32 protein-coding genes are annotated in these 25,631 nt (G+C 63.3%); 13 read left to right on the forward strand and 19 right to left on the reverse strand.

The genetic code is table 11. The features are described 5' to 3' along the window. Positions 1–3: 3 nt before the first annotated feature. The 9 genes from thiC to SC1_RS18665 all read left to right on the forward strand — a co-directional run bounded on the left by thiC (position 4) and on the right by SC1_RS18665 (position 7,969). Positions 4–1,896 carry a phosphomethylpyrimidine synthase ThiC gene (gene thiC / locus SC1_RS18625; RefSeq protein WP_062185878.1) on the forward strand — a complete coding sequence of 631 codons (1,893 nt, stop codon included), beginning with the start codon at positions 4–6 and terminating at the stop codon, positions 1,894–1,896. Between the two features lie 53 nt (positions 1,897–1,949). Continuing rightward, positions 1,950–3,620 carry an RNA-directed DNA polymerase gene (locus tag SC1_RS18630; protein WP_062185880.1) on the forward strand — a complete coding sequence of 557 codons (1,671 nt, stop codon included), beginning with the start codon at positions 1,950–1,952 and terminating at the stop codon, positions 3,618–3,620. Between the two features lie 160 nt (positions 3,621–3,780). After that, positions 3,781–4,305, forward strand: coding sequence for a 2'-5' RNA ligase family protein (locus tag SC1_RS18635; protein ID WP_062185882.1), 525 nt, complete (start codon positions 3,781–3,783; stop codon positions 4,303–4,305). A 361-nt stretch (positions 4,306–4,666) separates the two neighbouring features. Beyond that, on the forward strand, positions 4,667–4,975 hold the full coding sequence (locus tag SC1_RS18640) for a hypothetical protein (protein WP_062185884.1): 309 nt from the start codon (positions 4,667–4,669) through the stop codon (positions 4,973–4,975). 82 nt (positions 4,976–5,057) lie between these two features. Beyond that, positions 5,058–5,612 carry a hypothetical protein gene (locus tag SC1_RS18645; RefSeq protein WP_202966831.1) on the forward strand — a complete coding sequence of 185 codons (555 nt, stop codon included), beginning with the start codon at positions 5,058–5,060 and terminating at the stop codon, positions 5,610–5,612. Beyond that, positions 5,612–6,031 carry an NAD(+)--rifampin ADP-ribosyltransferase gene (arr, locus tag SC1_RS18650; protein ID WP_062185886.1) on the forward strand — a complete coding sequence of 140 codons (420 nt, stop codon included), beginning with the start codon at positions 5,612–5,614 and terminating at the stop codon, positions 6,029–6,031. Before SC1_RS18645 ends, arr begins: the two co-directional genes overlap by 1 nt. Positions 6,032–6,099: 68 nt before the next feature. Continuing rightward, positions 6,100–6,528 (forward strand): nuclear transport factor 2 family protein, encoded by a 429-nt coding sequence (locus SC1_RS18655; protein ID WP_062185888.1) that lies wholly within the window; start codon positions 6,100–6,102, stop codon positions 6,526–6,528. Then, positions 6,495–7,337 (forward strand): ThuA domain-containing protein, encoded by an 843-nt coding sequence (locus SC1_RS18660; protein ID WP_193749225.1) that lies wholly within the window; start codon positions 6,495–6,497, stop codon positions 7,335–7,337. Before SC1_RS18655 ends, SC1_RS18660 begins: the two co-directional genes overlap by 34 nt. 92 nt (positions 7,338–7,429) lie before the next feature. Next, entirely contained in the window at positions 7,430–7,969 is a 540-nt protein-coding gene (locus SC1_RS18665; RefSeq protein ID WP_083435997.1) for a 2'-5' RNA ligase family protein, read from the forward strand. A 67-nt stretch (positions 7,970–8,036) separates the two neighbouring features. Here SC1_RS18665 and SC1_RS18670 read toward each other — a convergent pair whose 3' ends face one another. From SC1_RS18670 to SC1_RS18685, 4 genes are all read right to left on the reverse strand, one after another. After that, positions 8,037–8,432, reverse strand: coding sequence for a DUF1801 domain-containing protein (locus SC1_RS18670; RefSeq protein WP_062185894.1), 396 nt, complete (start codon positions 8,430–8,432; stop codon positions 8,037–8,039). Between the two features lie 9 nt (positions 8,433–8,441). Continuing rightward, positions 8,442–8,870: a DUF1801 domain-containing protein gene (locus tag SC1_RS18675; protein WP_062185896.1), complete on the reverse strand. Its 429-nt coding sequence runs from the start codon at positions 8,868–8,870 to the stop codon at positions 8,442–8,444. Between the two features lie 7 nt (positions 8,871–8,877). Then, positions 8,878–9,753 carry a TauD/TfdA family dioxygenase gene (locus SC1_RS18680; RefSeq protein ID WP_062185898.1) on the reverse strand — a complete coding sequence of 292 codons (876 nt, stop codon included), beginning with the start codon at positions 9,751–9,753 and terminating at the stop codon, positions 8,878–8,880. A gap of 72 nt (positions 9,754–9,825) precedes the next feature. Then, positions 9,826–10,704: an arylamine N-acetyltransferase gene (locus SC1_RS18685; protein WP_083435998.1), complete on the reverse strand. Its 879-nt coding sequence runs from the start codon at positions 10,702–10,704 to the stop codon at positions 9,826–9,828. Positions 10,705–10,906: 202 nt separating this feature from the next. On the opposite strand from SC1_RS18685, the gene SC1_RS18690 reads away from it, so the two are divergent. From SC1_RS18690 to SC1_RS18700, 3 genes are all read left to right on the forward strand, one after another. After that, positions 10,907–11,761 (forward strand): hypothetical protein, encoded by an 855-nt coding sequence (locus tag SC1_RS18690; protein ID WP_062185900.1) that lies wholly within the window; start codon positions 10,907–10,909, stop codon positions 11,759–11,761. Positions 11,762–11,790: 29 nt separating this feature from the next. Beyond that, complete coding sequence (locus tag SC1_RS18695; RefSeq protein WP_193749226.1) at positions 11,791–12,243, forward strand: nuclear transport factor 2 family protein; 453 nt, start codon at positions 11,791–11,793, stop codon at positions 12,241–12,243. Between the two features lie 69 nt (positions 12,244–12,312). Then, positions 12,313–12,897, forward strand: a complete 585-nt coding sequence (locus SC1_RS18700) for a 2'-5' RNA ligase family protein (RefSeq protein ID WP_152682496.1) — start codon at positions 12,313–12,315, stop codon at positions 12,895–12,897. Here the strand turns inward: SC1_RS18700 and SC1_RS18705 are convergent. The 4 genes from SC1_RS18705 to SC1_RS18720 all read right to left on the reverse strand — a co-directional run bounded on the left by SC1_RS18705 (position 12,894) and on the right by SC1_RS18720 (position 14,761). Further along, positions 12,894–13,322, reverse strand: a complete 429-nt coding sequence (locus tag SC1_RS18705; protein ID WP_062185906.1) for an OsmC family protein — start codon at positions 13,320–13,322, stop codon at positions 12,894–12,896. The genes SC1_RS18700 and SC1_RS18705 overlap by 4 nt on opposite strands. Before the next feature lie 98 nt (positions 13,323–13,420). Further along, positions 13,421–13,618 carry a DUF2061 domain-containing protein gene (locus SC1_RS18710; protein WP_062185907.1) on the reverse strand — a complete coding sequence of 66 codons (198 nt, stop codon included), beginning with the start codon at positions 13,616–13,618 and terminating at the stop codon, positions 13,421–13,423. A gap of 70 nt (positions 13,619–13,688) precedes the next feature. Beyond that, positions 13,689–14,036, reverse strand: a complete 348-nt coding sequence (locus SC1_RS18715) for a DUF962 domain-containing protein (RefSeq protein ID WP_062185909.1) — start codon at positions 14,034–14,036, stop codon at positions 13,689–13,691. Between the two features lie 35 nt (positions 14,037–14,071). After that, on the reverse strand, positions 14,072–14,761 hold the full coding sequence (locus SC1_RS18720; protein ID WP_062185911.1) for an alpha/beta hydrolase: 690 nt from the start codon (positions 14,759–14,761) through the stop codon (positions 14,072–14,074). Between the two features lie 100 nt (positions 14,762–14,861). Here SC1_RS18720 and SC1_RS18725 point away from each other — a divergent pair, with 100 nt between their 5' ends. Then, positions 14,862–15,083: a hypothetical protein gene (locus SC1_RS18725; RefSeq protein WP_062185913.1), complete on the forward strand. Its 222-nt coding sequence runs from the start codon at positions 14,862–14,864 to the stop codon at positions 15,081–15,083. A gap of 29 nt (positions 15,084–15,112) precedes the next feature. Here SC1_RS18725 and SC1_RS18730 read toward each other — a convergent pair whose 3' ends face one another. From SC1_RS18730 to SC1_RS18775, 11 genes are all read right to left on the reverse strand, one after another. Next, entirely contained in the window at positions 15,113–15,565 is a 453-nt protein-coding gene (locus SC1_RS18730; RefSeq protein ID WP_062185915.1) for a hypothetical protein, read from the reverse strand. A 154-nt stretch (positions 15,566–15,719) separates the two neighbouring features. Further along, a complete protein-coding gene (locus SC1_RS18735; protein WP_062185917.1) occupies positions 15,720–15,905 on the reverse strand; it encodes a hypothetical protein in 186 nt (61 codons plus the stop codon). A 147-nt stretch (positions 15,906–16,052) separates the two neighbouring features. Further along, a complete protein-coding gene (locus SC1_RS18740) occupies positions 16,053–16,517 on the reverse strand; it encodes a YaiI/YqxD family protein (RefSeq protein ID WP_062185919.1) in 465 nt (154 codons plus the stop codon). A gap of 10 nt (positions 16,518–16,527) precedes the next feature. Further along, positions 16,528–16,809, reverse strand: coding sequence for a DUF427 domain-containing protein (locus SC1_RS18745; RefSeq protein WP_062185921.1), 282 nt, complete (start codon positions 16,807–16,809; stop codon positions 16,528–16,530). Between the two features lie 26 nt (positions 16,810–16,835). Further along, positions 16,836–16,967, reverse strand: coding sequence for a hypothetical protein (locus SC1_RS22600; protein WP_274520282.1), 132 nt, complete (start codon positions 16,965–16,967; stop codon positions 16,836–16,838). Between the two features lie 77 nt (positions 16,968–17,044). Then, positions 17,045–17,803, reverse strand: coding sequence for a sulfite exporter TauE/SafE family protein (locus SC1_RS18750; RefSeq protein ID WP_062185923.1), 759 nt, complete (start codon positions 17,801–17,803; stop codon positions 17,045–17,047). Beyond that, positions 17,800–18,513, reverse strand: a complete 714-nt coding sequence (ung, locus tag SC1_RS18755) for a uracil-DNA glycosylase (RefSeq protein ID WP_062185925.1) — start codon at positions 18,511–18,513, stop codon at positions 17,800–17,802. The genes SC1_RS18750 and ung overlap by 4 nt, the downstream gene beginning before the upstream one ends. 246 nt (positions 18,514–18,759) lie before the next feature. Further along, positions 18,760–19,953 carry a multidrug effflux MFS transporter gene (locus SC1_RS18760; RefSeq protein ID WP_238586780.1) on the reverse strand — a complete coding sequence of 398 codons (1,194 nt, stop codon included), beginning with the start codon at positions 19,951–19,953 and terminating at the stop codon, positions 18,760–18,762. 181 nt (positions 19,954–20,134) lie between these two features. Beyond that, complete coding sequence (locus tag SC1_RS18765; RefSeq protein WP_062185929.1) at positions 20,135–20,437, reverse strand: hypothetical protein; 303 nt, start codon at positions 20,435–20,437, stop codon at positions 20,135–20,137. Positions 20,438–20,463: 26 nt separating this feature from the next. After that, positions 20,464–23,343, reverse strand: coding sequence for a pitrilysin family protein (locus tag SC1_RS18770; RefSeq protein WP_062185931.1), 2,880 nt, complete (start codon positions 23,341–23,343; stop codon positions 20,464–20,466). 95 nt (positions 23,344–23,438) lie between these two features. Next, positions 23,439–25,595, reverse strand: a complete 2,157-nt coding sequence (locus SC1_RS18775) for an acylase (protein WP_193749227.1) — start codon at positions 25,593–25,595, stop codon at positions 23,439–23,441. Positions 25,596–25,631: the final 36 nt, after the last annotated feature.

The following is a 25,631-nucleotide window of genomic DNA, read 5'->3' on the forward strand; positions in this document are numbered from 1 at the left end:
CACATGGCCGACATCGATTCCCGCCTCGACAAGGGCGCCGCAACCCCCATCGGCGTCACCACCGGGCCCATTCGCGGCAGCCGCAAGATCCACGTCGCGACGCAGACCGGCAGCGGCATCCGCGTCGCGATGCGCGAGATCGACCTCGACCCGCATTCGGGCGAGCCCCCCGTCCGCGTCTATGACACCAGCGGCCCCTACACCGACGCCAACGCCACCATCGACATCAACGCCGGCCTCCCCGAAATTCGCGCGGAGTGGATCCGCGGCCGCGGCGACGTCGAGGAAGTCACCCAGCGCGAGGTCAAGCCCGAGGACAACGGCCAGCTCGGCCCCGACCGCAGCGGCGGCGTCCCCGCTTTCCCGAACGTCCGCCGCAAAGTGCTCCGCGCGAAAGCGGGCCAGAACGTCAGCCAGATGCACTACGCCCGCCGCGGCATCATCACCCCCGAGATGGAATATGTCGCCGAGCGCGAGAATCTCGGCCGCGCGCGCCTCGCCGAATATAAGCGCGACGGCGAAAGCTGGGGCGCGAGCATCCCCGACTATGTCACGCCCGAATTCGTCCGCGATGAAGTCGCCCGCGGCCGCGCGATCATCCCCAGCAACATCAACCACCCCGAGAGCGAGCCGATGGCGATCGGCCGCAATTTCCTCGTCAAGATCAACGCCAATATCGGCAACAGCGCGGTCGCATCCGACGTCGCGGCCGAGGTCGACAAGATGGTCTGGTCGATCCGCTGGGGCGCCGACACCGTCATGGACCTGTCGACCGGCCGCAACATCCACGACACGCGCGAATGGATCATCCGCAACTCGCCCGTCCCGATCGGCACCGTCCCCATCTATCAGGCGCTCGAGAAAGTCGGCGGCGTCGCCGAGGATCTGACCTGGGAGATTTTCGCCGACACGCTGATCGAACAGGCCGAGCAGGGCGTAGACTATTTCACCATCCACGCCGGCGTCCGCCTGCCGTATGTCCCGCTCGCCGCAAAGCGCATGACCGGTATCGTGTCGCGCGGCGGCAGCATCATGGCGAAATGGTGCCTCGCGCATCACAAGGAAAGCTTCCTCTACGAACGCTTCGACGAGATTACCGAGATCATGAAGGCGTATGACGTCGCCTACAGCCTCGGCGACGGCCTCCGCCCCGGCAGCATCTATGACGCGAACGACGAGGCGCAGTTTGCCGAGCTCTACACGCTGGGCGAACTCACCAAGCGCGCCTGGGCACAGGATGTGCAGGTGATGATCGAGGGGCCGGGCCATGTCCCGATGCACAAGATCAAGGAGAATATGGAAAAGCAGCTCGAAGCCTGCGGCGAGGCGCCCTTCTATACCTTGGGGCCGCTCACCACCGACATCGCGCCGGGCTATGACCATATCACCAGCGGCATCGGCGCCGCGCAGATCGGCTGGTACGGCACCGCGATGCTTTGCTACGTCACGCCCAAGGAGCATCTCGGCCTGCCCGACCGCGACGATGTGAAGGTCGGCGTCGTCACCTACAAGCTCGCCGCGCACGCCGCCGACCTCGCCAAGGGCCACCCCGCCGCGCAGGTCCGCGACGACGCGCTATCGAAAGCGCGCTTCGAATTCCGCTGGCGCGACCAGTTCAACCTGAGCCTCGACCCCGACACGGCGGAGCAGTACCACGACCAGACCCTCCCGGCCGAGGGCGCCAAGTCGGCGCATTTCTGCAGCATGTGCGGCCCCAAATTCTGCTCGATGAAGATCAGCCAGGAAGTCCGCGACTTCGCGAAGCTGCAAAATCAGGACAGCGCAGGCTTTATCGCCGCCGAAGAGGCCGAAAAGGGCATGGCGAAAATGAGCGAGGTTTATGAAGAAACCGGGCGCGAGCTGTATATGGGCGCGGGTGGGCGGGAGCATGACTAGACGACATGCAAGTCTTGTCTAGTATACCAAGGAAATTTCCCTAAGCTGAGAAAATGGAAGAAGCACATTTCAAGCGGGCGATCCTGCATCTAGCCGATCTCGGTGATACCGACATTCTGCCGCCTTTGTTTGAATTTCAATTTTTCAAGGAAGCCGCTGATCCGATAGTAAAAAAGCTATCGTCATTTTCAGCGGCTTCTTACAACCCCGTAGGCGCGTTTGAGGTCCTCAGTCCAAAAACGCAGACATCCTTCCGGATCGCGCATCAACTGCATTCTACGGACGCTCTTCTTTTTACCGCCGCCGCGATTGAGGTTGCTGAAGCGATCGATGAAGCTCGTCTTGGGCCGGAACAGGGGGCATTCTCTTATCGATTTGACAACGACCCTACTTCATCAAGCCTCTTCACTGACACGTGCTCGTATCACGACTGGCTAATTTCTATTGCCGAACTATGCGAGCCTGACGAAGCGTTTTCAAATGAACCGCTTGTACTAGAAACTGATATTTCCGACTTTTACGGAAGAATATATTTTCATCGCATTGAGCATGTGCTCGACGATATTGAGGCCGCCAGCCCTCCTCGTAAAATTATTGAAAATGTTATCAAAAATTCACGGGCGCGTCAGTCTTATGGCCTTCCCGTTGGCGGAGCGGCATCTCGGATTATCGCTGAAGGCGTCTTGATTGACGTCGACAATATGCTGCGGCGAGAAGGCTTTAAGTTCACGCGGTTTGTCGACGACTTCCGCATCATCGTTGAGAGCCCGGCGCAGGCTCACACCGCCCTTTGCCGATTAGCCGAGCACCTGATGCTAACCGAAGGCCTGTCTCTTAACGCCGCGAAGACCCGTATCTTGCCTGCGTCATCTGTAAAGGACGAAATTGACAATAGCTTTTCTGAGGTTTTCACTAACGAAGAGAGAAACGGGCTAGATCGATACCTAAAAACGATTTACGATTCAGAAGACGTCGCCGAAACAATCGCTGACGAAATTGACGTACCCATCCTAATCGAAAAGATAAGCAAAGTTCTAAAGCTAGATAAGATTGAATACACTTCAATTAAACTTATATTGAAAGCATTAAGAGCAAACACCGTAGAAGATATTGAGTCTTTTATATCAAGGTTTTCCGAACTTCTCTATTTTGCCCCAAGAGATTTTTGCATGGTGCTTGGATCTCAGGCCCAGCAAAATCCCAATAATGCCGAACTGATTGCTGAAAAGCTGCTTTCCATTGTCGGCCATTCTCCGTTCAAAGATATGGCCTTGGTAAGAATTTGGGTCAATCACCTGTTCGTGTCGGGCGCCCTACCGATCACGGATGCCCGAATGACTCAACTGGAGTTCGGGAACACTCAGATCGAGCGCAGGCAGAATATTTTGCTGCGCGGGCGCTTGAAAGATCGAGCTTTTTTTCGTGAGGCGAAAACTCGATTTGGAGATTTGAGCGAGTGGGAGAAGCCGGCGATGATGCTTGGCGCATCTTGCCTAGCAGCGAGCGAGTACGAGACGTGGCTTGGTTTCTGCAAAGGAAAATCGACCAACATTATATTCGATGAATACATTTCATGGCTAAAGGCAAATAGATCAAATTTGCTAGAGAAGTTGGATCAAAGCTTTGTGGTAAAATCCCGCAGGCAGCGCATAGCAGAGCTCTTTGCCGACATTGACATTACAAGCCTCCTTGGAAGCCTTTCGGGAAAAAAATCGGCAGAATGATCGCCAAAAGAGAAGAAACATTGTATCGGTTCACCCTGTCGGCCAGTCATTTTGTCCACCGCAACTGGCGCTTCACTGATCTTCTTACCGCCGACCACATGATAGCCAATATATAGGGGGACATTCCGCCTCGCCCCCACACCATGCTACACTCCCACCCATGCGCGCCCGGAACCCCCTCTATGTCATGGCCAAGCCGCCGCCGGAGGTGCAGGCGGCGATCGCCGCGTTGCCGCGTAACGACCGCGGACGCGGCCCCGAGCTGCTCCATGTCACGCTCATCTCGCTCTACGACCTCCACTATGCGCCGCCCGAGTGGCTGCCCGCGACCATCGCCGCGCTGGACAGCTTCGCCGCGGCGCCCTTCGCGCTCCGCTTCGACCGGATCGAGAACCGCAAGGCGGTGACTTTGCGCACGCGCGATCCGCTGGCCGGGGCGCGGGCGTTCCAGAAGGTGCTGGTGAACCATCTGCTGCGCGAAAAGGCGCCGATCATGGACGGCACCACCCCCGAACCGCATATCACGATCAACTATCGCGGCGACCGGCTGGGCAGTGAGACGCTGGGCAAAAAGACGCCGCCGATCGGCTGGACGGTGGACGAGATCATCCTGATGGAAAGCATCGTCGGCAAGACGACCCATGTCGAACATGGCCGCTGGCCGCTGTGTGGGGATGCGGGCTAAATGATTGGGATCAGGAGCGCGGCGCGGATGCCACTATCCTGAATTCGTCATCCCGGACTCGATCCGGGATCCATCGCAGCGCTGAAGTCATGGCCCCCGGATCAAGTCCGGGGTGACGATAAATCGCGTCAGGTACGCCGGACCGCCCGATCCTATTTCGCGCCGCGCGGGCCAGAAACCCCTTTCCTATAATGTGCACATCTGCTCCACTCTGTCCGACGCTGCGGCAACGCCATTTTTTGGCGTCCGCTCCGTTTCCGCCGCCGCCCCTGTCCCGCCTGTCATCACGTCCGATACCGCATCGCCAATGGGCTGAACTTTCCTGAACTTTGGCTGGCAACCGACCCTCGAAGGCACCGCAATGTCCCACGCCTCGAACATCGTCCATTGCACCGGTCCCGGCGATCCGCACGCGCTCGACGGCATTTCGCGCCGCCACCGCAGCGGCGACCTCGACACGCTGTGCCCGGTCTGCGCCGGTTACGGCCAGTGGAACACCCAGATCGACCTGGTCAGCCACCGCTCGATCCGTCACGCCTGCCCCAAATGCGACGGGCGCGGGTGGATCGAGACCGGCGACGACATGGTCCCTTCGCACGACATCGAGCGGAGCGAAGCCGGGCATCCGGTCTGGACGATACGGCTCGACCCCTCCGACGACCGCGAATAGGCAAGCGCGAACCGCACGCGGCTCGACTTGGCGGCGCGGCGCCGATAGGCTGGCGGTCTCTGGCGATATTGGGAGAGCGGCGATGCGTGGACAGGCTTGGCTGACGATGGTTGCGGTGCTGGCGCTCGCCGGATGCGGCAAGGCGGAGGCGCCCGCACAGGCACCGGAGGGCGCACCCGAAAAATCGGTGCTCGCCGAAGGACCCAAGGCCAAGGTCGACACGATCGCCGCGGCCGACATACCCCCCGGCGTCCGCGATGCCGTGCTCGCCCGGGTACCCGGCATGAAAATCGCCGAGACCGAGCGCAAGGAGCGTGACGGCAAGATCTTCTACGATGTCGAGGGGACGCGCCCCGACGGCAGCCCGGTCGAGCTCGACCTGATCGAAGAGGCGGGGAAATATCGCGTCGTGGAGATGCAGCGCGACATCGCCTGGGCCGACGCGCCCGCCCCGGTGCGCGCCGCCGCGGGCGCCGCCGCCGATGCCTTCGCCCCCGCGCGCGTGATCGAAAGCACGCAGGAGGACGGGACGGTCGTCTATGAACTCTTCGCGCCGGGCAAGGCCGACGAACCCGCCGCCGAGGTGAACTGGAAGGGCGGCAAGGCGGTGCTGCGTAGCGAACGCAACGAATATTGATGACCGGCCCCGCCCCCACCGGACCCGACGCCGGCGCCACCTTCTACCACGGCACGCGCGCCGACCTTGCGGTCGGCGACCTGCTTGGCGTCGGCTGGGGCAGCAATTATCAGGCCGCGCCGATGTCGTGGATCTATTTCTCGGCCGCACTCGAGTCGGCGATCTGGGGCTGCGAGCTGGCGGCCGGAGAAGGGCGCGAGCGCATCTATGTCGTCGAACCCACCGGCGACTGGTTCGACGATCCCAACCTCACCGACAAGAAATTCCCCGGCAACCCGACGCGCAGCTATCGCAGCCGGTCGCCGCTTCGCATCGTCGGCGAAGTCGAAAGCTGGACCCCGCATGCGCCCGACGTGCTCGCGGCGATGAAGGCCAATCTGGCGCGGTTGCAGGCGGAGGGCGCGCCGATCATCGACTAGCGGCTTGCCAAAAGGGCGCTACAAATGTAGCGCATTGGTTCGTTCATCCTGCACATCCGGGAGCTCCGATGCTGACGACCCTGCTCACCCTCGCCGCCGCAGCCGCAACCCCCGCGCCCACCGACCTCGCGGCAATCGAGGCGACCTGCTTCGACTATGTCGACGGCCAGCTTGAGGGCGATCCCGAACGCGTCAAACGCGCGCTCCACCCCGACCTCGCCAAGCGCCGCGTGACGGGCGACACCCCCGACGAGCGGCTCGGCCTGCAACGCATGAGCCGCGAGGAACTTGTCGACCTCACCAAACGCGGCGCGCTCAAGACCCCGCGCGGCGAGTGGAACCGCTCGTGCCGGATCCTCGACGTCGCCGGCGACGCCGCCGCGGTGCGCGTCGAAACGCCGTGGTTCGTCGACTATTTCCACATGGGTAAGTTCGGCGAGCGCTGGATGATCGTCAACGCGATGTGGCACATGAAGCCGCGCACGGCCGCGCAGTGAAGGCCCTCTTCGCCCTCGCCGCGGGGCTGCTGCTGACCGCGCAGGCCCCGGCCGCTCCCGATCCGCGCAGGCCCGCCCCGACCTTCGACAGCGTCGCGCCCGACCTGCCCGCACTCTCCCGCCCCGCCGTGCTGATCATCAGCAAGACCAACGGCTATCGCCACGACAGCATTGCAGAGGCGGTGCCCGCGATCGAAGCGCTGGTAAAGGCGCGCGGCTGGAGCAGCTTTGCGACCGAGAATGCTGCGGTGTTCAACCCCGACCAGCTCGCCAAGTTCGACGTTATCGTCTTCGCCAACGCCAGCGGCGACATCTACACCCCCGACCAGCGCGCGGCGTTTCAGGCGTGGATCGCAAAGGGCGGCGGCTTCGTCGGCCTCCACAGCGCGGGCGACGGCAGCCATCCCGACTGGTTCGTGAAGATGCGCGGTAATGGCCGGTTCACTGGCCATCCGGGCGGCGTCGACCAATTCCAGACGGCGAAGCTGGTCGTCACCGACCGCAGCCATCCGGCTACGCGCCACCTGCCCGCGGTCTGGCCGTGGACCGACGAATATTATAGCTGGGACGCCGCGCCCGCCGCCGACGCGCATATCCTCGCCCGCCTCGACGAGACCAAAATGCGCCTCGAACCTGGGCTGCGGATGGGTGACCACGCGCTCATCTGGTGGCGCTGCGAAGGCCGCGCGCGCATCTTCTACTCGGCGCTCGGGCACCAGGCCGAGGCATGGGGCGATCCCGCACATCTCAAAATGGTCGACGGCGCGATCGGCTGGGCAGCGCGCAAGGAAGGCACGGGCTGCGACTGATTCACGATCTGCGCACTGGAATTTGTTCGCTATTTGTTCTAATAGAATGATCGTTCTCACCCCCGCCGATTCGCCATCAGGAGGAACCGATCATGCCGCGCAGGATTTTCGCACGACGCCCCCTCTATCTGATGGTCAAGCCGCCGGCCGAAATCGCAGCGCGCATCGACGCCCTGTCTCGAAACGACCGGCGCCGCGGGGTCGATCTGTTGCATATGACGCTCGCGGCGTTCGGCGATCTGGCCGAAGCCCCTGCCGGCTTTCTCGAACTTGTGATCCGCGGGCTTGACGACTTCGACGCCGGCGCTTTTGCCGTGCGGTTCGACCGGATCGAATGCCGCAAGGCGACGACGCTGCGCAGTTCGGCGCCGCTTTCCGCCGCATGGGAATTCCAGCGGCAGCTTGCCGAATATTTTCACCGGCATGGCTTCAAGGAATTCAACCTGCCGCCCGAGCTTCACGTCACGATCAACTATCGCGGCGATGATCTCGGCGCCGAAGCGATCGATCCGATCGAATGGACCGCGACGGAGATGCTCCTTGTCGAAAGCGTAACCAGCCAGGCACGCCATATCGTGCACGGCCGCTGGCCATTGCCCGGCGGCGAACGCGGATTCTGCCGGGCCGCCTAGCCGGTGACTTCCAGCGGGCCGCCGGCCGTGCGCGACGGGGCACGCTCCCTGCCACCACTGCTTCGCGCTACTTTTTCGCTTTCGCCGGCTTTTCGAGGTTCGCCTCGACCGCCGCGCGGATCAGCGCCTTGAACGCCGCCTCGTCTACCTCGTCGCCCTCGAACAGATCGATCGCGCGCCGCGCGTTGCCGTCGAGGCTCGAATTGAACAGCTGTTTCGGGTCGGCGAGCGCCGCGCCCTTGGCAAAGGTCAGCTTGACCTTGTCCTTATAGGTTTCACCCGTGCAGAGGATGCCCGCATGTTCCCACACCGGCACGCCAGCGGGGTTGGACGGCTTCTGCCATTTGACCGTCTCCTCAACCTCTGCGTCGGCGGCATGAATCAGCGCGCGCAGCTTCGCGAGTGTCGCCCCGCGCCAGTCGCCGAGCCCTGCAATCTTCGCGTCGATCAGATCCGCCGCCATGTCGTCCCCTTACATCTTCTCGCCGGGCAGCGCCGCGGCCTGTTTCACCCAGTCGGCGAACGCCGCCTCATCGACCTTGTCGTCTTCATGGATATGGAAATAGCGCGTGTCGCCGCTTTTCGACGCCACCGGCGGCACGGGGTTCAGCGCCCCGCCGCGAAAGAAGGCGACCTTGATATAGCGGTCGAAGCAATGAATGCTGAGGAACCATTGCGTCGGCTCGCTCGACTGTCCCGGGGGACCATAGAGCGGCGAGTTCCATTTGACGGCCTTCGCGACCCCCGGAACCGTCTTTTCGATCAGCGTGTCGAGCCGCTTCCAGACCGCTGACTTCCACCCCGGCATCGCCGCGATATAGGCCTGGACCGGCGCATCACCATAGCCTTTCGGGATTTGCGGATTGCCGCCCGACAGCAGCACGGGCTTGGGTTCGGCCACGCAGCCCTCAACGTTCGTCGCGATAAAAGGGGCGGTCGCCTGCGATGGTTACCCGCTCCATCCGCCGCACGGCGGGGAAATAGTCCGACGCCGCATAATGCTGGCCCGCGCGATTGTCCCAAAAGGCGATCGAACCCGCGCGCCAGCGAAAACGGCACTGGATTTCGGGCACCGCGGCCTGGGCGTAAAGATGCGCGAGCAGCCACTCGCTCTCCTTTGCCGACACGCCTTCGATATGGCTGGTGAAGGCGGTGTTGACGTACAGCGCCTGCTCACCGGTCTCGGGGTGCGTGCGCACGACGGGATGCAGCTGCGGCGGATATTGTTCGTGCAATTCCTCGATGCTCTTGCCCAGCCTCTTGGCAAAGACGCGCGCGATATCGTGCACCGCGCTCAGCGATCGGCACCAGTCCTGCATCGCGGGCGACAGCCCGCGGAACGCCGCCGCCATATCTGCGAACAGCGTGTCGCCGCCGACTTCGGGCACCTCGATCGCGCGCAGGATCGACCCCAGCGACGGCTCGGCACGCCAGGTAACGTCCGAATGCCATTCATTCTCGCGCCCGCGCGAATCGGGTCCATGCGCGATATGCAGCACTTCGGGATTGGGCTGACCCTTCGGCGTCGCGGGGTGGATTTCGAGCGGCCCGAAACGGCGCGCAAAGGCGATATGCTGCTCGGGCGTGATGAACTGGTCGCGAAAGAAGATCACCTTGTACGCAAGCAAGGCGGCGCGGACTTCAGCGATCGTGGCGTCATCCTGCGCTTGCGCCAGATCGATTCCGGAAATTTCGGCGCCGATCGACGGCGTCAGCGGCGCGACCGTCAGACGTTCGAAAACCCGCTGCGATGCGGTCGATTCGACCGATGCGACAAAGGCCATGGCTTTCCGCTCCTGCTGTTATTTTGGAAGCATGAGAAAGCCATGGCGGCGGCGAGTCAAGCCGCGGTGCGACTAGCCGATTATCTCAGCGGTCGCCGCCCGCTCGATCGCCGCGCGCCAGTGACGCCGCACCGGCAGCAGGAAAATCTCGGACAGCGTGCGCTCGATCTCGTCGGCGGTCAGATAGCGCCGGTCGGTCCGCCCGTCAGCCAGCCGCACCGTCAGCCGGTTGTCGCGCAGGCCATAGCGCGCGTCGGCGGTCGTACGCGCGGCAATGAGCTGATGCCGGAAATGCGAGCCCGGATGCGCCGATGTGTACCAGTTGCCAAGCTCATAATCGATCGCGGGCGGCGATATGTTTTCGATACGGTAGAGCGTCCGCCATTCGCCCTCGATCGAAGCTGCCACCTGCCATTCGCTCCCCTGCCGTATAATATGATAGCGTTCGTGGCGCGTCGGCTGCGGTTCCTCGCTGTCCATCGCAAGTGGCTGCGGCGGCACCGCCGAGCCGAAGCCGACGTCAGCAAGCCAAGGCCGGCCGTCGAGCTTCACCCGCACGACCATATGCGTGCGCGGCGTCGGCGGCGCATCGTCGGGAAGCAGCCAGCGCACACGACCGAGCAACCCCTCTGCGTCGAAGCCGATCGCCTGCAACACACGCAGGAACAGGCCATTCTGCTCGAAACAATAGCCGCCGCGCCGCTGCCCGATCAGCTTGGCGTCGATGGCGTCGGCGCCGATGTCGATCCCGGCGCCGGTCAGCGCGTCGATCGCCTCGAACGGGATCGCCGCGATATGCGCCGCCTGTAACGCGGTCAGCACGTCGAGCGTCGGCGCGACCGGTCCTCTATAGCCGATACGCGCCAGATAGCGCGTCAGGAAGGACGCGGCAGGCGCGTCGACGTTGGTATCGTCGAGGTCGGCAGGGGAGGCAGCGGGATAGTGCAGCATGGACAGGGCTCCGTTCGCGAATCAATTGCCCTCGCCTTATGAAATCTCAAGCCCGGTTGAGGTCAAGCGCCGATCGGCGAAGCGTCCGCGTCCCGCAAAGCGCCATCATCTTGGTAACTTAGCCATTGCGGAGGACCACCGGCTGCGGCAGACCGCCAAGATAACATAAGGTCGCAGACCATATAATGATCCAGGAGCCCCCATGCACATCACCCCTCGTTCCCGCCTCGCCGCCGCGCTTGCGCCGGCCGCCCTGCTTTTTGTCGCCGGCACCGCCAACGCCGCGACCTGCGAAGAAGCCTTTGTCAAAAAGGGCAATCCGATCACCGGGCTGCGCTTTACCGGCGCGGTGACCGTCGCCGACCTGCCGCCCGCGGTCGCGATCGGCCAGATGCGCGGTATCGTCGCCGCAAAGGGCTATGACATCATGGCCGACGAGGCCGAATATGGCTCGATGCTGATCGAACAGCCGATGACCGGCACCGTGCGCGCCTTTCCGATCCAGATCACCGCGACGCAAACCGGCGGGATCGGGACGGTGGTGATGGAGGCCAAGCTGCGCGCTGGCCAGTCGGTCGGCGGCGATGCCGCCAAGGCCGAGATGTGCGGCATCCTCAACCAGATCAAGGGCGGCAAGGCGGGCGCCGCCGCAGCGAAGAAGGGCGCGACCGCGACCACCGTGGCCGCTGCACCGGTGAAGATGAACTCGCTCAGCTTCTCGCAGCAGGTGTCGAAAGATACCGAGCGCAACGCCGCGGGTATCCTCACCCGCTACAAGGGGAAACAGTTCACGATCGACGGCCTCGTCGATTATGTGACGAAGGACGGCAAGGATTTCCGCGTCGGTTACAAAATCCCCCAGCCGTATGAACAAGCGATCCGCCTGCCGAACCAGGCACCGTTCAAGACCGACATCGTATGTTATATGGCGCCGGGCCAAGCGGCCTATTCGCTCCAGCTCAAGCCGAACAAGAGCATCAAACTGACCGGCACTGTCGAAGATTTCGACGAATATAAGCATGTGATCTGGTTGAAGGACTGCCGTCCCGCCCAATGAGGGGAGGCACAGCGATCGGAGGAGGCGCCATGCGAGGAACGATAGCGATTGCGCTGGTTTTCGGCATGGCGGCTCCCGCGATCGCTGCCGACCCGCCTTCAGGTGACGTGGCGAGCCTCCGCGCCTTTGCCGACGCGTTCGACGTGGCGCAGATCGCGGAGGATCGTGGAGCGCTGGATCGCATGGTCGCTGACGATCTCGTCTTCATCGACGGCAGCGGCAAGCGCTATGACAAGGCCTTTTTCATCGACGGCTGGACCGGGACCGACGACGATTACGACCCGGTGACGTTGACCGACCGCGTCATCCAGCCGCTCGGCAAGGACGCCGGCATTGCGAGCGCCGAGACGGTCTTGTCGGGACGTTCGGCCGGCAAGCCCTTCCGCGTCCGCATCCGCTTCACCGACATCTTTCGCCGTCACGGCGATAGCTGGCAGGCCTCCTATATCCACGTCACCCGCATGGCGCTGGAAGACAAATAGCCGAAGGATTCGACTCTCGCCTGGAACGAGAACATAATAGGAACATTGATCCGATTCGGAGGATGGATGATGAACGCGATGTTCCGTTATTTTCTGGGGTTTCAGGTTGCCGCGGACCGCGCCGGCTGGCTCGCGCGCCAGTTGCCGCCTGTTTCGGGCGACCTGTTCGCGGGCTTGAAGCCGCAGAACTATCATCTCACGCTGTGCACGATCGACGAGACGTCGGCCCAGCACCCCTTTCTGCGTCAGCGGGTCGCCAATGCGTTCGAAGCGGGCCTGCCCGCTGCCAGCCCCATTCCCTTCGGCCGTATCGTCAGCAAGGACGCAGGGGCCGAACTCGTCACGGCCGGCAGCATTGCCGGAATTCGTCAGCTATACGAAACGCTCGTCGCCTTGCTCGCACCGCATGGGATCGAGCCATTGTATCGCCAATCGGGGCTCCGCCCGCACATCACGCTCGGCTATGGCCGACATCCGTTCGATCCGGTTCCGCTCGCGTGGAACTGGACGCCCCGCGACCTCGTCCTCATCGAAAGCCACGTCGGCCACAGCCGGCACCGCGTCCTGCAACGCTGGCAACTGCCCGCGCCCGCACAGGGCGCCTTTGCCTTCATGGAAGACGAACTGCCCCCAGCGCTACGTTACGCCGCCTAGCCTTCAAGGCTGTGCTCAAGCGTGATCTCGCAATCGAGCAGTTTCGACACCGGGCAATTCTTCTCGGCTTCCTCGGCGATCTTGGCGAATTCATCAGCGCTGATCCCCGGCACCTTGCCGGTCAGCGTCAGCGCCGATTTGGTGATCGTGAAACCGCCGTCCTGCTGCTCCAGCGTCACCGCCGCACTCGTCTCGAGCGTATCGCCATTATAGCCCGCGCGCGCGAGCCCGAACGACAGCGCCATCGTGAAGCAGGCCGCATGCGCCGCGGCGATCAGTTCCTCGGGGTTCGTCCCCGGCTGCCCCTCGAAGCGCGTCCCGAAACCATAGGGCTGCTTGTCGAGCACTCCCGATTTGGTCGTAATCGATCCCTTGCCTTCCTTGCCGAAACCTTCGTAGCGGGCGGATGCGCGATTGACGGTCATGCTCTTATCTCCTCTGTGGGGTGAGTCTCGTATCTGTTTCTACATCAAGGGGCCGACAAGGGCATACCGACAAAGGTATGGCCGCACCCATCCTTCGGTCAGACAAGGGCGCGCCGCATGCCAACCCGCTTCCACGCCTTTTCATGGAAGAAGAATGCGACAGCATTGATACATGGTTCAATGATCGCGATCCCGCCCGCCAGCGCGACCGACCCCGTCATCACATAGGCGACGCTGAACCCGATGGTCAGGTGGATCGAGAGGTAAGTAAAGGTCTTGATCAGATCGAGGGGCATGGCGCATCTCCAACGGAACGAGGCACCAACTTAAGAATGATTCGCAAAAAGCGCTAGATGCGGCTTTAGGTCAGTCTGATCGATTTTGTCGCTCGACGCCTGCACGGTCGAGCTCTGAGTTCAGCCGTCCGGTCAGCCACAGTCCCCACATCCTGAAATCGGCGGCGAGGCTCCACAGCGGATAGGTGAAGGTCGCCGGCCGGTTCTTCTCGACCCCGAAATGCGCGACCCACGCAAAGAAATAGCCCGCGAGCGGCAAGGCGATCAGCCACCCCCAGCGGCCCGCCACGACCGCAGCAATCGCGATCAGCACGACAAGGCTCGTCCCCACATAATGCAGCGCGCGCGTCGACGCCTTGCTGTGCTCGCGCAGATAGAAAGGCCAGAATTCGGCAAAGGTCGTATATTGGCGCGCCATCGCCCGATGCTGCCTCCAGCCAGGGCAGAGGTCAACTACAGGCTACGCGCCGCCTCGTCGATCAGCGCCGCGACCTCGACAGGCCGCGAGGCGAGCGAGGCATGCCCGGCCTCGAGCGTGATGATCTTGCGCGCGCCGAGCCGGCCCGACATCGCCGTCTGGTTAGCCGGGTCGATCATCCTGTCCTCGCTCGAAATCTGATACCAGCTTGGCTTCGCGCGCCACGCCGGATCGCTCACCGCCTCGCCGAAGGTCGAAGCAAGCGGCGCCTTTTGCGTCACCGCCATCACCAGCGCCTCGTCGGCGCTCACATCCTGACAGAAGCTTTCGTGGAACTTCTCGGGTTTGATCCAGAGATAGCCGTCGGCGTCGGGTGCAAGGTTCGCGGCGCCCGCGGGCGGGTGCTGCTGCGTCAGCGCGCCCGGGCTCTCGCCCGCATCGGGGGCAAAGGCGGCGATATAGACTAGCCCCGCGACATTCGGCGCGCTCCCCGCTTCGGTGATTACCGCGCCGCCATAGCTATGCCCGACGAGCAGCACCGGCCCATCGACCTGCGCAGCGATCTGCCGCGTTCGCGCCGCGTCGCCCGCAAGCGAAGTCAGCGGCAGCTCGACCGCGCGCATGCCCCTGTGCCCCAGTCTGTCGAGCTCGACGATCGCCTTTGCCCAGTGCGCCGCACCGCCCCAGAAACCGTGAACGAGGATGATCGTAGGAAGCGCCGCCATGGTCCCGACTCCTGTAGAATTTCGCGAGACCCGAAGCTAACATGCCCGGCAATCACCTGACAGCGAAGAAAGCTGGCGGGATTTCGGGGGAGGAATTTTCATGAAAAAATCGACGCGTGCGCTACTCGGGCTGGTCCTGCTCGATCTTATCGTCGTCGCCGGCGCCTGGTGGATGATCGACCGGACGCAAAGCGGCGCGTGGAACTCGAACGATCCGGCGGGCTCTATCACGATGGTGACGACAACCGCCGGCATGCTGGTCGGCGTAATCTCGGTCGTGCTGCTGCTCGCCTTCGTCACGCACCGCCGCGCCGGGAACTGATCGGCGGGCCTTTCGGGCCGCCCGCACGCTCACTCCTTGCTGTTGACGATCACGTCCCAATGCTCCTCGACCAGCGCGAAGCGCTTGGCCTCTTCGGCCTTGAACTTAGCGAGGTCGGGGAACAGGCGCGCACCGACAGCTTCTGCTGCGGCATCATATCCGGTGCCATCGCCGACCGCGTCCTCGGCGCCGCGATAGGTGATCGTCACGCGCAGGTCCCATCGCGTTCCGCCCGCCATATGGGTGAAAGGGGTGGTCGTCTCGATCCGGGTGATAAAACCCAGCCGCTTCATCTCGTCGAGGATCGGCTGGTGGTTCTTTGCATAGAGCGCGCGGAACTCATCCATGCCGCCCCAGCGGATGCGATAATAATATTCGATCGTCACAGGGGTCGCCCTTGGGACAGCCGACGCCGCGGCGGTGGCGGACGGCGGCGCTTCGGGCGCGCTTGCGATCAACAGCAAAGGCAGAATGGAAAGCATCGTCGGCCACACCCTTCGCGTCGAAGTCTATGCGCGATGCACCGGGGGTTCAAGGTGCCGGAATCAAGACAGCCCTCCCGCCTGGGTCGCAGGGGCGGGAGGGCTGTGTTCCGGACCGGCGTGGTGGGCCGGGCCGGAGACGAAAATCTGTCGATCAGCGTGCCGCGGCTTCGCGGACCTTCTGCACCGCGGGGAGCAACAGGCCGATCAGGATCTGCACCGGGTTGGATGTCACCGTCATGCTGCCCTGTGCGGGCTGCGCCGACTGCGCCATTGCCGGGGTCGCCGACAGCGCGATGGAGAGCGCAAGCACAGGGGCGAAAAACATCTTCTTGGTCATCGTCTCTTCCTTTTCTCATCCGTCGATCTGAATTTGGTTCGGGTCGGTCCCGATGCCCCGCTTATGCCGCGCAGCCGGACGGGCGGCCGTGATCGCCATCACTCGGCCGGAGAAATTTCATATACCGCTGAAAAGAAACGAGAGAATCTACGCTTGGCGCTTAACCCGGACCAATGCGCTATCGAGCGCCTGCAGAAATTGCGAACGGTCGGCCTTCGAAAAGGGCGGCGGACCACCCATCCCCTCACCCATTCCCGAACGCAGGTCGGCCATGATCGCGCGCGTCGCGATCGCGGGGCCGATCGACGCGAGGGTGAAGGGCTTTCCGTTCGGACCGAGCACGGTTGCCCCTGCCTTCAGCGCGCGGTCGGCAAGCAGTATGTCGGCAGTGACGACGATGCTGTGCGCATCGGCGGCTTCCGCTATCCAGTCGTCGGCTGCATCGAAGCCATCGGACACGACAACGCGCTCGATCAGCGGGTGCTCGGGAACACGCAGCCGGCTGTTGCTCACGACCTTCACCGCCACCTCATGCCGCCAGGCGACGCGGTAGATTTCATCCTTCACCGGGCAGGCGTCGGCATCGACAAGAATCTGGATGGCGTTGGTCATGGGAAAAGATTCAGCCGACCTCAACGCCCTTCCAGAAGGCGATGCGATCCTTGATCGCGGCCGCCGCTTCCTTCGGATCGGGATAATACCAGGCGGCGTCCCGGTTCACCTGCCCGCCCACAGTGACATGATGATAATGCGCCAGCCCCTTCCAGGGACAAACGCTCGTCGTCGCGCTGTCGGACAATAGTGCGGCATCGACCGCATCCAACGGGAAATAATGATTGCCTTCAACGACAACCGTATCGTCGCTGTCGGCGATCACCGCACCGTTCCACCGTGCCTGCACCATCTCGACCCCGCTTCCGCCGCGCGCGGCTATTTCTTCATATTATCGAGCCCTGCGACGACGCCCACCTTGGTCGATGGATTGCTCGCATTGGGCTTCTTGGGCTTTTCCGCCTTGGGCTTGCGGGCTTCGCGGCTCGATTTCTTCTGGCTCTTGGCCATGGTCAATACCTTGAAATGTGGCGGACGCCTATGCCCGCCTCGGCCAGTCTACGCCCTTTGCCTGCCCGCGTCGCCTCTTATCCCGCCAGCCCGTCCCAGACCAGCTTCGCGCCGAGCGGGACCATCAGCAGATAGATGATGACATAGAAACGCGCGCCGTCGATCCGCTTCAACCAACGCACAGTGAGCAACGTCGAGACGATCGCGAGCGGCATCAGCAGCAGCGCGGCGACAAGAACCTCATGCGGGAAGGCGCCGAGCGCGATATAGGCGGGCACCTTCATCCAGTTGATCGCGGCAAACAGGATCGAACTCGTGCCCACGAAGACAAGGTGCGGCAGGCGGCGCGGCGTTACCCACATCTGGAACGGTGGGCCGCCCGCGTGCGCAATCTGGCTGGTGAAACCCGTCGCGACCCCGAACAGGCTGCCGACCCAGCCCGGGGAGGTCGATGCGGCAACGACGCGCCCACCGCGCTCGACCCACAGCCGATAGAGGCCGAACGCCAGCGTGATCGCGCCCAGAGCCGCCATCAGCTTCGCTTCGTCGACGCGTTCGGCATAGGCATAGCCCGCCGCGATACCCACGGCGGCGCCAGGCAGCATCCACGCGATAACCCAGCCGTCCCACGTCTTGCGGAACGACCAGACGCTGACGACGTCCTGCACGATCAATATCGGCAGCAGCAGCGCAGCGGCGATCGTCGGCGGCAGCACCAGCGCGACCAGCGGCGTCGCGAGCGCCCCGACGCCCGACAGTCCGCCCTTGGCCAGCCCGATCAGGATCACCGCAATGGCAAGCACCAGCAGCGTCAGCGGATCGGAAAGCAGGCTCATGTTTTGGCGACGTCCGGAGTTTCGGGTAACCGCCAGTCGATCGCGCCGCGACCCTGCGCTTCGAGGAAGGCATTAGCCTGGCTGAACGGCCGCGACCCGAAAAAACCGTTGTACGCCGACAAAGGCGAGGGATGCGGCGCGCGCAGGATCAGGTGCGGGCTGCCCGCTCCCAGCCCCGCGACATTAGCCGCCTTCTTCTGCGCATGGCTGCCCCACAGGATGAAGACCTTGGGCGCCGGATCGGCCGCAACGGTGGCGACGACCGCGTCGGTGAACTTCTCCCACCCCTTGCCCTGATGCGATGCGGCCATCCCGCTCTCGACCGTCAGGCAATTGTTGAGCAGCAGCACGCCCTGCTGCGCCCAATGGTCAAGATAACCATGCGCTGCAGGCTCAATCCCCAGGTCGCTGCGCATTTCCTTATAGATGTTGACGAGGCTCGGCGGCGTCCGCACGCCGGGCTGGACCGAAAAGCAAAGGCCATGCGCCTGCCCCGGGCCGTGATAGGGATCCTGCCCAAGAATGACGACGCGCACATCCTGCGGCGGCGTTGCGTCGAGCGCTGCGAACCAGTCGCGCGGGCGCGGAAAGATTGCCTTCCCCTTCGCGCGCTCGTCAGCCAGGAATTGCTTCAGCGCCGCCATATAGGGCTGCTCGAACTCGCCGCCGATGCGTGCAAGCCAGTCGGGATGCAGTTTAACCTCAGACATGCCCGCGCTTCACCAGAGGAGCGCGGCCTTGTCCAGTACCGTTGCCCGCAAACGGCCGGCCTCGACGAATTGCGAACCTCTTCATCATCGCCACCCCGGACTTGATCCGGGATCCCGCTTGAAGTCGAAGCCAGTGAATGCATCAAAAAGCGGGATCCCGGGTCAAGCCCGGGATGACGGAAGCGGGCGATGGAACGTCCGCTCACCCCCCTAAGCTGCCTCGGGATCGCAAACCGGTGCGGCGGCCTAATAGGGACTTTTCGGCGCCGTTCCCGGCCGTGTGAACAGCTTGCCACGTTCGGCCCAAAAGACGAGAGCAAGGCCGACCACCGCGCTGATCAGAAAGGCATAAGCGAGCGGCAGCGTCGTGCCGTCATATTGCTGCCCGATCGCCGCGCCCACCGTCGCCGCAAGCAAGGTCTTGGCAAAGCTCTGATACGACGACGCAACGCCCGCCATATGCCCGAAATCCTCCATTGCGATGGATCCGAAGTTGCTGCCGATAAATCCGACGAGGCCGACGTTGACCATCATCAGCGCGGTGAACATCCACAGCGTCTCGACACCGCTCAGCGCCGCGACGATCTGCAGGATCGAGGTCGCCATGAAGGCGAAAACTGCCGACTGCGACACACGCCGCGCACCAAACCGTTCGACGATCGCCGCATTGGAGAAGTTGGCGATCGCGATGCCCACCGCGACGCACGCAAAGATCAGCGGGAACATCGCCTGCGCCCCGAACACCTCGGCGATGATCTGTTCGCTGCTGTTGAGATAGCCGTAGAGCGCGCCCTGCATCATCCCCGACGCGATCATATAGCCCGCGGCGCGGCGGTGCCGCGTCACTGTCGCCCAGCCCGCAATCATCGTGCGCAGGTCGAGCGGACGCACATCGGCGGGAGCGAGCGTTTCCGGCAGCCGGCGCAGCCAGAACAGCATGACGATCGACATCACCGCGAGCACGATGAAGATCGCGCGCCAGCCCGCGACTGCGGCGATCCCGGCGCCGATCGTCGGCGCGATGATCGGCACGATCATGAAGACAAGGAAGATCAGCGATAGGCGCTTTGCCATCGCATCGCCGGCAAAAAGGTCGCGGATCACCGCGACGACGATGACGCCGAGCGCTGCGCTGATCAGCCCGTGGATGAAGCGCAGCACGAGCAGCATCGCAAAGCTCGTCGCGAGGCCGCAGCCGATCGCGAGCGCGAGATAGGCGAAAAGCGCCGGAACGAGCACGCCCTTGCGCCCGAAGCGGTCCGACAGAGGGCCGTAAAGCAGCGAGCCAAAGCCGATGCCGAGCAAATAGATCGAGATGACATGCTGGCGATCGTTCGCGACAGTAACGCCCAGCGCTTCGCCGATCGCGGGAAGCGCAGGCAGCATCGAATCGATGGCGAGCGCATTGAGCGCCATGACCATCGCCATCATGACCACCATTTCACGGTCGCCCGGCAGGCTCCGTTGGGGGGATTGGGCCGGCTTGTGCATGGCAGCAGCCTATGCGCCCCCGCCGCCGCTTTGGATAGTCCCGAATAGCCCGCGAACCCAAAGGGCATTGCTATGCAAAGAAAAAGGGCCGCCCTTTAAGGACGGCCCTTCGCATTTCCTGGCTTGTGGTTCAGCCCTGGCGGGTGCCGGTCATCGCCATCGAACCAAAGGCGCCGGCCTTGATCGTGCCGGTCAGCGCGTCACCGTCGATCGTCGCTTCGCATTCGAGCGTCATCGGCATCGGCACCTTCATGTTCATGGTCCAGGTCAGCTTGTTGCCGTCGACCTTGCCATTTTCGACATCGAGCGAACCCATCGCGCCGGCATTCTGGCCGGTGAAGCCGTCGCCGCTGCTGTTGACGGTGAAAACCGACTTCTGGTCGCCCATCGGCGACTTGGTGACGCAATCATAGCTGCCATCGACTTGGGACATTGGGGCTCTCCTTACTGAAACTGATGTTAGTTATCGAGGGACACCGTTTCCACCGGCAAACCCAATCCGTCAAGCTGCGGTTTCACGACCGCGGCATCGCCCACGACGACATAGACAAGATCGTCGGTGCTCAGCGCTTTGCGCGCCGCCGCATCGATCGCGGGCGCAGTCATCGCCTCATAGGTTGCGGGCAACGTCTCGTAATAATTGTCGGGGCGAGCGAACTTCACGATCTGCCGCAGGCCGCCCAGTACGTCGCCCGACGTTTCGAAGCTGCCGGGCAGCTCGCGAACGTTGCCGTTGATCGTGCGTTCGAGCTCTTCCTTCGTCACGCCCTTGTCGCCGAGGAAGCTTTTCAGGTCGCTTTGCAATTCTTTGATCGAATCGCCGGTGCGATCGGCCTGCACCGGCGCTGCGGCGACCCAGGTCAACCGGTCCTGTTCGCCCGAAATGCGGCTGCGCACGCCATAGGACCAGCCTTTGGTTTCGCGCAAATTCGTGTTGAAGCGCGACAGGAAATTGCCGCCGAAAATATCGTTCGCCGATCGCAACACTTCGAGCTCGTCACCACCCTTGGCGGCAAGCACTTTGCCCGCAAGGATCACCGACTGCGGCGATTTCGGCCGGTCGAACAGCAGGATGCGCGGCTTCGGCGTCGGAATCGCAACCTCGAAATGCTTCACCGGCTTGGCCGTCGCGGGTGCCTGCCACTGGCCCAGCGTCGCATCGAGCTGCTTCTTCACTTCGGCCAGCGTCGTGTCGCCGACGACAAAGATACGCGCATTGTCAGGACGGATCCACGCCGAGTGGAAGGCCGCAAGCTGGTCCTGCGTCGCCGCCGCCACCGATTTCGCATTGCCCAGGCCCGACGGCGGGATGCCATAGGGATGGTCGGCGCCGTACAGCACCGGCGTCAATATGCGCGAGGCGATCGCACTCGGATTGTTGAGTTCGGCCTTGAGCCGGTTGAGCTGCTGCGCACGCACGCGCTCCAGTTCCTTGCCGTCGAATGCCGGGTTGCGGATATAGTCGGCAAGCAGGCTCAGCGAGGCGCCGAGATTGGGTTTCAACGCGAACAGGCTGAACACCGTTTCATCGGCATTGGCAGTCGCATCAATCTGTGCGCCCAGTCGCTCCTTCGCTTCGGCGAAGGCGATCGAATCGAGGCTCTTCGTGCCCTCGTCCATCAGGCTGAGCATCAGCGATTGGGTACCCAGCGCGCTATGCGGGTCAGCGGCATAGCCAGCGTCGAAGCTGACCGCGACATTGACCGTCGGCACCGTCGTGCGGCGCGCGAAGACGACTTCGACCCCGTTCTTGAGTTTCGCGCGTTCGATCGCCGGGAAGTCGAGAGCCTTGAGATCGGCGACAGCAGGCAGTTGCGAGCGATCGGCAAACGACGCGGCTCCGCTCGTATCGGGGCCGACATCGCCGAGCGCCTCGTTCCAATAGCGGTCGGGCTGGACGGGTGCGGTCACCTTGCCAGCCGTCACCGCGCCGCCGCGATTTTCGCCGCCCTCGGTGCGTTCGCCGGGCGTATAGGTCAGCGAGAACGCCGGGCGCGACATCCATTTCTGTGCGACCGCCTTCACCTGCTCGGGCGTTGCCTTTGCCATCCGGTCGAGCTCGACCTTGTAATAAGCGGGATTGTTGGAATAGAGCGCGCCCTCGGCCAGCGTCACTGCCTTGCCGCCGAAGCCGCCGACCGATTCCAGCCCGGCGATCGTCCCCGCTAGATAGCTGGCGGCGGTGCGCTGCAGTTCGTCGGCCGTCGGCCCGCTGGCAAGGAAGCTCGCGATTTCGTCATCGAGGCGTTTGCCGACGACCGCCGGATCGACGCCCGGTTTGACATCGGCCTGCACGATCAGGAATCCGGCGTCTTCGAACGGCTGGGCCCCCGCCGACACGCTGACCGCGATCGGATCCTTGCGCACCATCGCATTGTCGAGCCGCGACGACGACAGCCCGCCGAGCACGGTCGCTGCCATCTGCAGCGGCACCGCTTCGGCGTCGTTGAGACCGGGGATCGTCCACATGCGATAGATTCGCGTTGTGGGGACCAGATCCTTCACTTCTTTCGCCAGCGGCGCGGGCAGCGACGGGACCGACGTTGCCGGGGCCTTCACTTCGGGGCCGCGGGGGATGTCGCCGAACCATTCCTGGACCTTGGCCTTTGCTGTGGCGACATCGACGTCGCCCGCGAGCACCAGCACCGCGTTATTCGGGCCGTAATTGTCGCTGAACCACTTTTTCACATCATCGAGGCTCGCCGAATTCAGATCGCCCATCGAACCGATCGTGCTGTGGTGATAGGGATGGCCGGTCGGGAAGAGATTTTCGAAAATCTCGTAACGCAGCAGGCCATAGGGGTTATTGTCGCCCTGGCGCTTTTCGTTCTGGACGACCCCGCGCTGGTTATCGAGCTTTTCCTGCGTCACCGCGCCGAGCAGATGGCCCATGCGGTCGCTTTCGAGGAACAGCGCGCGGTCGAGCGCGCCCGTCGGCACCGTTTCGAAATAGTTGGTGCGGTCGACGTTCGTCGTCCCGTTGCTATCCGTCGCACCGACCTGTTGCAGCGGCTCGAAGAAATCGCCGGGCGCATTTTCCGAGCCGTTGAACATCAGATGTTCGAACAGATGCGCAAAACCCGTCTTGCCCTTCGGTTCATGCTTCGACCCGACGCGATACCACACCGATACCGCGACGACCGGCGCCTTGCGATCCTCGTGCACGATCACGCGCAGGCCGTTGTCGAGCGTAAAGGCCTGGTAGGGAATATCGACCGCCTTCACGAGATCAGCGATCGGTGCCGGGTTCGCGGCCTTCGCCTTGGCCAGCGCCGGCCCCGCGGCAACGAGCGAAGTGGAGACCGCCAGAGCGAGGGCAAAACGATGGAAACGGGGCATGAGAATCCTCTTGTACGGGCGCAGGCCTGATGCCCGCGTGCGACCGGGTGCCGGACGGCACTGTATCAATGGTTTAGGACAGCGGTTCGCGGCTTTCAAGGCCGATAGAATCGGGCCCCGCTCGCCTTCAGCGCCGCCGGATCGAACAGCACCGGCTTCAGCTTGTGCGCCACGAACAGCGGTGCCTGATCATTGTAATGCGGACTATCAGGGCGCGTCGTCGCCGACCCGAATGGCTGGATCGATTCCGACTGGACCTTGCCATCCTTGTCCCAGGTCACGAACATGATGAAGCTGTCGCCATGGCGCACCTTCAACCGCCCGTCGGGTTCGGCATCCCACAACGTCGACGCCCGCACCGTGTCGTTGCCGCCATCGAGCGGCAGGTCGACACGGTTCGCCCCCTCGCCGTGCCGCAGCCGCAATACGGTCCCGAGCTTGGGATCGAGCCCGTCGAAATGATCCTGCAGATGCGCGACGGCCTCTTTCAGCACTGTCCGCGGATCGGGTGCCGCACGGCGCTGGTAATGGCTGCCGTTGGCGGGGCGCAGCACCATCAGCGCCAGCGCATCGCCCTTCCCCCGGCCATCGAGATTCCAGTCCCATTCGCTGAGCAGTTTCTGCGCCTGCGCCAACGCAGGATCGCCCTTTGTATCGAGCGCAAGCAGCCGGGCCATCCACGCCTTTGCATAGCCCGTCTTTGAATAGGCGGTGTCATATTTGATCGTCTTCAGCCGCGCCGCGTCGATCTGCCCCGATGCCTCGAACAGTTCGATCAGCCGCGTCGCGCGATTGGTCATATCATCCTCGATGCCGAGCAGCGGTGAAAAAGCTGCGGCATCAAGTTCGTCGCCAGGGCCCGCCGCGACCCAAGGCGTGTTATTCGCGTTCATCACATAGCCCGAGCGCGGATTGACCAGCGCGGGCACACGGTCGAACGGCAGCGTCTTCGTCCACAAATCCGCCGACGTGTCGCCGGGCAGCACGCCGCGCCAGTTGAATCCGGCGGGCCGGTCGGGGAACATCGCATTATAGAAAAGCCCGATATTGCCCTTCGCATCGGCGTAGATGAAATTGGTCGCGGGCACACCCTGCCCGGCCATCGCCGCGCGCCATTCGGCGAAATTCTTCGCCTTGTTCAGGCGGTAATATTGGGTGACCATATTTGCCTGGTCGATCCCTGCATAGCGGATCGCAAAAGCGCCCTTTTCATTTTTTACCACCGGCCCGTGGACGGAGCGATATATGGTCCGCGGCACGGGCAGCACGAAGGGGCCGACCTTGACCTTCAACCAGATGCGCTTTTCCTCGAGCGGGCGCCACTGGCCGTCGAAGCGGTAATTCTTGCCGCTGTCGTCGAGAGCAAGCTTGTACACGTCGATCAAATCGGGCCGGTTCACGGTGTTGGTCCAACCGAGATATTTATTGTGCCCGAGGAAGGGATAGGGCGAGCCGGGGAAGTTCGCGCCCGCAAAATCCCAGCCCTCTTCCGAATGGACGACAAGTTCGTACCAGGCGACGCCGCCCGTCCACGGCTGGTGCGAGTTCGACACGAGCCGCGTTGCGCCGTCGGTCGAGCGCGCGGGCGCCACCGCCATGCCATTCGATCCATTGTCGGCCGGATCGCGGCCGACCGGGGTCAATTCACGCGGAACGAGCTTGCCCGTCGCGTCGAGCGCCGGGCCGCCCTCACGCGCCAGAGCCTTGTCCTCGACGAGCGAGCCAAGCACCGAATCGAGCCCGAAGAAGAAGGGCGAACGCAGCACGAAGCCCGCAACGACATCCTCGCCGGTCACCGGGAACAACCCCGACAGGCGCACCTCACCCGGATGCTTGTCGGCATAATGGTTGAGCCCTGCGGCATAAGCGGTGAACAATGCCCGCACATCGGCGGGAAGGCGGGGCCAGTCGCGCGCGGTGGTTGCCCGCACGCCCAGCAGCGCCTCCGCATAGTCGATCTTCGCGCCATCCTCGCCCAGCATCGCGCCGGCACGGCCGCGCGTCATCGCCAGCACTTCCTGCAAGGTCGAGAAATCGTCCTCGGCATGGGCATAGGCGACGCCATAGGCCACATCGGCGTCGGTCTTGCCGAAGATATGCGGCACGCCGAATTTATCGCGCGCGATACGGACGTCGCTGGGCTTGAAGGCAGGCGCTGCGGGCGCCTCGGCAGTCAGCGGTTCCCAGAAAGCGAGCGATACGGCGGCAACCGCCAGCAGCAACAGGAACCCCAGAAAAATCCGTCGCAGCATTGTTGGTCCTCTTACGGTTTGGCCCGCAGGGCTATG

The organism is Sphingopyxis sp. C-1, assembly GCF_001047015.1.
GTDB lineage: Bacteria > Pseudomonadota > Alphaproteobacteria > Sphingomonadales > Sphingomonadaceae > Sphingopyxis.